This is a genomic window from Romboutsia sp. (genome assembly GCF_035470145.1).
Taxonomy (GTDB): Bacteria; Bacillota; Clostridia; order Peptostreptococcales; family Peptostreptococcaceae; genus Romboutsia_D.
In genome coordinates, this window is record NZ_DATIRC010000044.1 from 1 (window position 1) to 7704 (window position 7704).

The 7704-nt window shown below is 27.1% G+C and carries 10 protein-coding genes; 9 read left to right on the plus strand and 1 reads right to left on the minus strand.

Annotated features, from left to right (window positions below; translation table 11 throughout):
• The first annotated feature begins 181 nt into the window (after positions 1-181).
• Positions 182-313: a hypothetical protein gene (locus VLM92_RS01605; protein ID WP_325274606.1), complete on the plus strand. Its 132-nt coding sequence runs from the start codon at positions 182-184 to the stop codon at positions 311-313.
• A gap of 145 nt (positions 314-458) precedes the next feature.
• Positions 459-1097 (plus strand): tRNA (guanosine(46)-N7)-methyltransferase TrmB, encoded by a 639-nt coding sequence (gene trmB / locus VLM92_RS01610; protein ID WP_325274607.1) that lies wholly within the window; start codon positions 459-461, stop codon positions 1095-1097.
• Positions 1098-1171: 74 nt separating this feature from the next.
• Here trmB and VLM92_RS01615 read toward each other — a convergent pair whose 3' ends face one another.
• Entirely contained in the window at positions 1172-1450 is a 279-nt protein-coding gene (locus VLM92_RS01615) for a hypothetical protein (RefSeq protein ID WP_325274608.1), read from the minus strand.
• A 233-nt stretch (positions 1451-1683) separates the two neighbouring features.
• Here VLM92_RS01615 and VLM92_RS01620 point away from each other — a divergent pair, with 233 nt between their 5' ends.
• The 7 genes from VLM92_RS01620 to VLM92_RS01650 all read left to right on the plus strand — a co-directional run bounded on the left by VLM92_RS01620 (position 1684) and on the right by VLM92_RS01650 (position 7229).
• Positions 1684-1887, plus strand: a complete 204-nt coding sequence (locus tag VLM92_RS01620; protein WP_325274609.1) for a hypothetical protein — start codon at positions 1684-1686, stop codon at positions 1885-1887.
• A gap of 209 nt (positions 1888-2096) precedes the next feature.
• Positions 2097-2669: a hypothetical protein gene (locus VLM92_RS01625; protein WP_325274610.1), complete on the plus strand. Its 573-nt coding sequence runs from the start codon at positions 2097-2099 to the stop codon at positions 2667-2669.
• A gap of 366 nt (positions 2670-3035) precedes the next feature.
• A complete protein-coding gene (accB, locus tag VLM92_RS01630; protein ID WP_325274611.1) occupies positions 3036-3491 on the plus strand; it encodes an acetyl-CoA carboxylase biotin carboxyl carrier protein in 456 nt (151 codons plus the stop codon).
• A gap of 16 nt (positions 3492-3507) precedes the next feature.
• A complete protein-coding gene (gene accC, locus VLM92_RS01635; RefSeq protein ID WP_325274612.1) occupies positions 3508-4881 on the plus strand; it encodes an acetyl-CoA carboxylase biotin carboxylase subunit in 1374 nt (457 codons plus the stop codon).
• A gap of 19 nt (positions 4882-4900) precedes the next feature.
• Entirely contained in the window at positions 4901-5773 is an 873-nt protein-coding gene (gene accD / locus VLM92_RS01640; protein WP_325274613.1) for an acetyl-CoA carboxylase, carboxyltransferase subunit beta, read from the plus strand.
• A gap of 173 nt (positions 5774-5946) precedes the next feature.
• Positions 5947-6900, plus strand: coding sequence for an acetyl-CoA carboxylase carboxyltransferase subunit alpha (locus VLM92_RS01645; protein WP_325274614.1), 954 nt, complete (start codon positions 5947-5949; stop codon positions 6898-6900).
• 137 nt (positions 6901-7037) lie between these two features.
• Positions 7038-7229: an H-type small acid-soluble spore protein gene (locus tag VLM92_RS01650; protein WP_325274615.1), complete on the plus strand. Its 192-nt coding sequence runs from the start codon at positions 7038-7040 to the stop codon at positions 7227-7229.
• The last annotated feature ends 475 nt before the right edge of the window (positions 7230-7704 follow it).

Sequence of the window (7704 nt, forward strand, 5' to 3'; positions counted from 1 at the left end):
TACATTACCAGAAACAGCGGTTAATACTTTAAAAGATATCTTAAAAGATAACCAAGATAGACCTAACAATATAAGAGTTTATTTTGCAGGCATAGGCTGAGGCGGTCCATCATTTGGAATTGCTCTGGATGAGCAAAAGGCTGAAGATTTAGAATATGATATTGATGGATTACACTTTATAATGAGCAGTGAAGATTTCAATAAATATGGAAACATAGTTATAGAAGATACTGGTTATGGATTTAAAGTAGCTCCTGAAAATATGCAAGATGATAATGGTTGCGGCGGCGGATGTTCTGGCTGTGGTCACTAAAAAATAAAGGGTATTAGCTCTGAGCTAATACCCTTTATTTTTTATATAGATTAATGTATTATAAAAGAACAATAAATTTTAAAATACAACATTTTATTAAAAGATTGTATATAGTAAATAAACATTAATAGGTAAGGAGCAAAACATGAGAAGAAGAAAAGTAAAAGGCGCAGATGAAAAGCTATTAAGTCATAAGAATTATGTTCTTAGAGACAATATAAATGAATTAAAAGGAAAGTGGGACCTAAAATTTAAAAATAGCAATCCTATACATGTAGAATTCGGAACTGGTCGTGGTAAGTTTATAACAACATTAGCTAAAGAAAATCCTAATGTAAATTATATAGCTTTTGAAATAAAAGAAGAAGTACTATTAAAGGCAGTAGAAAAAGCAATAGAAGCTAATTTAGATAACATACTATTTGCATGGGCAGATGTTAGTAACATATCAGATTACTTTGAAACAGGGGAGTTGTCTAGAGTTTATGTTAACTTCTGTGATCCATGGCCTAAAACAAGATGGGCTAAAAGAAGATTAACACATACAAACTTTTTAAATATGTATAAAAGATTACTTGATGAAAATGGAGAGCTTCATTTTAAAACAGATAATGAAAAATTATTCGAATTTAGTTTAAATGAAATCGCATCTAATCATTGGATGTTAAAAAACATATCGCTAAACTTAGCTGAAAGTGATTTTGAAAATGTTACAACTGAATATGAAGATAAGTTTATGTCTTATGGAATGAAAATATTTAGATGTGAAGCTAAAAAGAACTAAGATATTTATATAATAAAAAGGTTGTGAATTATCACAACCTTTTTATTATCCTACAATTACATCCCTATATTAAATTAAAAAATCCCATTTTTCTGATTTATAGCACGTACTCCGAATATAACTATAGCTGAATATATACCGTACAATATAATCCTTATATTTTGAATACTCATACCTATTAACTCTATATTACTATTTAATCCTGGTAATACAGCTAATAGTGCCGCTATCCCAATAAGTAAAGGGTTTATAATTATTTGCTTATCGGTTCTCAAAATCATAATCTTCCCAATCCAAACAATAGATAAAACTAAAAATAAAATCTTTAAAATAAATTCCAATATATATAACATAATCAAAACTCCCCTTCACTCAGTGGATTTAATAGTATTCTTTCCACATGAGGCAAATTTAATCAATTAATATCAAAATTAACATATTAAATTTGCATATAATATGCATAAGTCAAATTATAATACTTTTTTATATAAAAATAAATATAAAAGTTTAAATAATCAATATAAATGTATATTAAATATTATTAATGATTAATATATATTTATGTTGATTTTAAAGGAGATATAATATGTGTTTATATAATTATAATAACAAATTCCAAACTAATACTATTTTAAATAATGATGAATATGAATTACTTAGCAAAATTTATCAATGCATAGAATCTAATGATAATGAAACTGTAAAACTACTTACTGAACAGTTAATATCAACACAATCATTAAAAGAAAGTGTAGATAGCCTTCAAAATACTATCAGCTCTTTAAAATAATAATTAGAATATATAAAAAGCTTCATAATTTAATTATTGAAGCTTTTTATATATTCTAAATCAATTTGAAAATGTACTATTTAAACAGTCTTAATATATAGCTCCACTATTATTAATTTATTAAATATATTGAAATTTGTGGTGAATTTATAAATATTTAAACTCAAGCATGCATATTAATTCTATATATGTATTTTGGGAGTGATATTATGAATTTAAGATTTACAAATTGGTATACTCAAGCATTAGGAGCTACCTTGGGTGTAATAGCATGCATGTACTCTTATTTGAATGGTTATATGATAACATACAGTAATATAGATACCTATTTTGATAGTCTATGGTTTGGAGGGATTGTTTCTAGTTATTTTTTATTACCTTTATGCATACTAACCTTATTATTAGCAGTTATAAAATCTTATGACCCGGATAAAATATTTTTAAATATACCACTTGAGAATTTTAACGTTGGAATTATTGTTTCAACAGTTATAATAGGCTTTATGGGTGCTAGAATATACTTTACTATCCCTGCTATTTTTATATTATTTAATTTAATTACTTATAAAAAATCAAATGAAAAAATACTACCAGAAAATGAGGATATAAAGTATGAAGAAATAAAAGAGAATTTTGATGAAAAAGAACTTAAAACATTACTTATAAAGAGAGAAATGGCTAGAGAGCTTTTAATTAAAAATGCTCAAAAACAGTTTATAATGGATATTACAGGACTAACATTAAAAGAATTAGAAGTTTTAGAAGGAGAATTTGAAAAATAAGTTGAAATTTACACCTTTTAAATCTATAATTATCTAAAAGATACTAAATATAAAGGGTTATATGGTCACTAATATAAATATAAAATTCAACTTTGATCATCGCTTCAACTAATTCTTATTATTTAAGTTAATTACGTTGCTTTATATTAAATATAAAAAAGTGTTGATGACCTCATCAGCACTTTTTTTATAAGTAAATTTAATTTAGTGTTTAAATACTTTTGTAGAAGCATGAGTAAAGTGAGTTTTTTTATATCAAATAAAAGGCATGTAATTAGGACAACTGTATTAATCAAAAAATATTTACAAAATTATTTTTTATGATATAATATTAGTACCAGGTAATAATACGAGGGGGTAACACAAATGAAAATAAGTGAAATAAAAGAATTATTAAAGGTTATAGATCAAACTAATTTAGAATATGTAAAGCTAGAAAATAGCGAATTAAAATTAGAAGTTTCAAAAAAAGTTAATTCTATAAATGCTATACCTACAAATAATAATGAGATAGCAGATTACTCAAATGAAGTTATAATAAATGACGCGTATAATTGTGTAAGTGAAGTGGAAGAAGATAATGCATCTACAATAGTTGCTCCTTTAATGGGAACTTTCTATGCTTCGCCAAGTCCTAATGAAAGTAGTTTTGTTAAAGTAGGAGATATAGTAAATGAAGGGGATACTTTATGTATTCTTGAAGCTATGAAACTTATGAATGAAATAACAAGCGACATATCTGGTGAAGTGGTCGAAGTGTTAGTTAAAAATGAAGAATTAGTGGAGTATAACCAACCTCTATTTAAAATAAAACCATTATAGGTAGGAGGTCTTTGACATGATTAAAAAGATATTAATTGCAAATAGAGGAGATATAGCTGTTAGGATAATTAGAACTTGTAAAGAATTAGACATACAGACTGTAGCTATATACTCAGATATTGATAAAGAATGCTTCCATAGATATTTGGCTGATGAATCTATATGTATAGGTCCAAATAACATAAGCAAAAGTTACAATAATATAGACAATATAATATACCTGGCTCTTAAACTTGAATGTGATGCTATACATCCTGGATTTGGTTTTTTATCAGAAAATGCAGAGTTTGCTAAAAAGTGTGAGGAAAACGGAATTATACTTATCGGTCCTAAAATGGAACAAATGATTTTAATGGGTGATAAGTCTCGTGCTCGTGAAACTATGATGAAATTAAATATTCCTGTTGTTCCAGGGTCTGAGGGTGTATTAAAAGATAAACAAGAAGCTTTATGCCTTGCAAATAAAATTGGATACCCTGTTATCATAAAAGCCTCTAATGGTGGCGGTGGAAAAGGTATGAGAATTGTTACTTGTGAAGAAGAGCTTTTTTCAAGTTTTGATATCGCTAGTTCAGAAGCTTTATCAGCATTTGGAAGTAAGGATTTATATATGGAAAAATTCATAAAAAATCCTAGACATATAGAAGTTCAAGTATTTGGAGACAGTTTTGGAAACGCTATTCACTTAGGTGGAAGAGATTGCTCTATGCAAAGACGTAATCAAAAGGTTCTAGAAGAATCTCTTAGTACTTATTTAGATGTTAATGAAAAGAACCACTTATATAAAACTGCTGTTGATATAGTAAAAGGAATAGGCTATTTAGGTGCTGGTACTATAGAGTTTATAGTAGATAGTGATAAAAACTTCTATTTCATAGAAATGAATACAAGAATACAGGTAGAACACCCTGTTACAGAGATGATTACAGGAGTAGATCTTATTAAACTTCAAATTTCAATCGCAAATAAAGAGCCTATACCTTTTAAGCAAGAAGATATTGTATTTAAAGGTCATGCAATTGAATGTAGAATAAACGCTGAGAATCCATCTAATGATTTCAAACCTTGCCCTGGCAAAATAACATCAATAAATATTCCGGGAGGCTTTGGAGTTAGATTTGATACATTCATATATACAGGATATACAATTCCTCCTATTTACGATTCTATGATAGGAAAGCTTATTTGTTGGGCTGAGGATAGAGAACAATGTATCAAGAAAATAAATAGAGCTTTAGATGAAATCATTGTAGAAGGAATAGATACAAATATAGAGTTTCAAAAGTTACTTATTACTAGTGATGCGTTTGCTAAAGATCTTCACCATACTAAGTTTATAGAAAATGAATTTATGTTAGAAGCAGCAAGTACAATATCAGATACAGTATAACAAAAGGGAGTAAATAATTATGATAAAAAAATTTTTGTCATCCGCTGATTCATCTACTCGTCGTTCGAAGGAAAATAAATACATAACAGTTCCATTGAATAATAAGTTTAAGGAAAACAGTGTAGACGATAGATTTTGGATTTATTGCAAAGGATGCAATGACCATGTATTTAAAAAAGACATAGAAGATAATTTAAATATTTGCCCTAAATGCTTAACTCATTATAAGTTTAAAGCTAGAGATAGAATAAATTTATTAGCAGATAAAGGAAGTTTTCAGGAATTTGAATTTGAATTAGACATTCAAGATCCATTAAATTTTCCTAATTATCCAAATAAGGTGAATTCATATAAAGAAAAAACTAATGAATCTGAAGCTGTTATTTGTGGAGTTTGCAATATAAATAGTATTGAAAGTGTCTTATGTGTAATGAACCCTGATTTTATGATGGGAAGCATGGGAAGTGTTGTAGGCGATAAGATCACCTACTCAATAGAATATGCAGCAGATAATAATTTACCTATAGTTATTTGTACGGCATCTGGAGGGGCTAGAATGCAAGAAGGTATAGTATCCCTTATGCAAATGGCTAAAACTTCTCAAGCACTTTCTAGGCTAGAAGAAAAGGCATTACCATATATAACTATACTAACAGATCCTACAACAGGAGGAGTTACTGCTAGTTTTGCTATGCTTGGTGACATTATAATATCAGAACCAAACACACTTATTGGTTTTGCAGGTCCTAGGGTAATAGAACAAACAATTAATCAAAAACTACCAGAAGGATTCCAAACTTCAGAGTTTTTACTTGAACATGGATTTATAGACTTGATTGTAAATAGAGTAGATATGAAAGATACAATCTCTAATATCTTATCTCTACATTAAATTATTTAAATCTAAATAGATTAAAATAGCTACTATATTCATTACTGAATAAATTAAATTTAAATTGTCAACGAATAAATCATAATAGTTTATTCGTTGATTTTATATGTAGGTAAATTAAATTCTAAAATAAAGCTTTGATTTAGTTTATCATTAGATAAGGAGGAAACACATTGCATACAATTGATACTGATATTCAAGAAAAAATAGAAAAACTAGAGGAAGATATAAATAAACTTAAATTAATCTCTTCTTCTAATGAAATAGATTTAAGTGATAAAATCATAGACTTAGAAAAAAAATTAGATACTCTTAAGAGTGAAGCTTGCATAAAACTATCTCCATATGAAAAAGTATGTTTAAGTAGAGATATTAAAAGACCTACGACTAAAGACTACATAGATAAAATTTGTTCAAACTTTATAGAACTTCATGGAGATAGACTTTACAAAGATGATCCATCTATTATAGGTGGAATAGGAAAAATCGATAAATTTAGTGTAACAATAATCGGTCATCAAAAAGGAAACGACGTACACGAAAACATAAAAAGAAACTTTGGAATGCCTCATCCAGAAGGTTATAGAAAAGCGCTTAGACTAATGAAACAAGCAGAGAAGTTTAAAAGGCCTATAATAACCTTTATAGATACTCCAGGTGCATTTTGCGGTCTAGAGGCTGAGGAACGTGGCCAAGGTGAAGCTATTGCTAGAAATCTACTTGAAATGAGTAAGTTATCAGTACCTATAATCTGTTTTGTTATCGGAGAAGGTGGAAGTGGAGGTGCTTTAGGAATTGGAGTAGGAAATGAAATATGCATGTTAGAGCACTCTGTTTACTCTGTTATATCACCTGAAGGTTTATCTAGCATCCTTTTTAAAGATGCATCTAAATCAAAAGAAGCTAGTGAAGTCATGAAACTTACTAGCCAAGACTTATATGAATTAAAAATTGTAGATAAAATCATAGAAGAACCTTTTAAAGGTGTACAACAAAATATTGAACCTGTTTCAAGAGATATAAAATCGTTCATCATAGATAGACTAAATCACTATGAAAATCTTAGTGAAGCTGAGATAATTTCTCATAGATATAACAAATTTAGAGAGATTGGAAGATGTTTATAAAAAAAAAGATAAAGATCCTTAGAATGTATTTAATCAAATACCTCTAAGGATTTTTATTTTAAAATTTATCCTAAATAGCATATTTTATAAAGTAAAGGGTTAACATACATTTAAAATAGTAATTTAGGAGGTTTAGTATGCAATTAAGAAGAGCAGCTGAAATATTAAATTCAAATGAAAATAACAATACAATAGTTTATTATCAAAACAATCCAGTAATTATAGTTAGTGTTGATAATAATATAGGTACAGCATATGTTAAATCAGTTAATGATGATAATAATAGATTTGAAGTTGATTTAGAACAACTAATTGAAAAAAATCAATAAAAGTAAAAAAGTTTAAAATATGTTTAAAAACATCTGAACTTAATTATTAAAGATTTGCATGAGTCATGATTTCACTTAAATTATTGAAATCTGCATGCAAAATTCAATAATAATTATTTTTAGATGTTTATTTTTATAAAAAAATGTTAAAAATGTTAAAAATGTTAAATCTGCATGCGTATTTAAATATATAACAAAAAAGTAGTGGGAAAATATATGTAATCATTCTTTTTTTAGTAAAATCTAAATAGTCTTTAAATGTATATTTTCGGAATAGTTGTCATTATATAAATTCAAGAGTGATTTAAACTACTTTTACCTTAATACATTAATACATTTTAGTATTTTAATTAATTCAATTCTAGCATACATTTTTACTACAACTGCTAACTTTTATTTTATTAATTTAATTTTCTGTTTATCTTATCTTTATAACTCGTTAAATTATGCTGTATTTTTTATATTCATTAATATT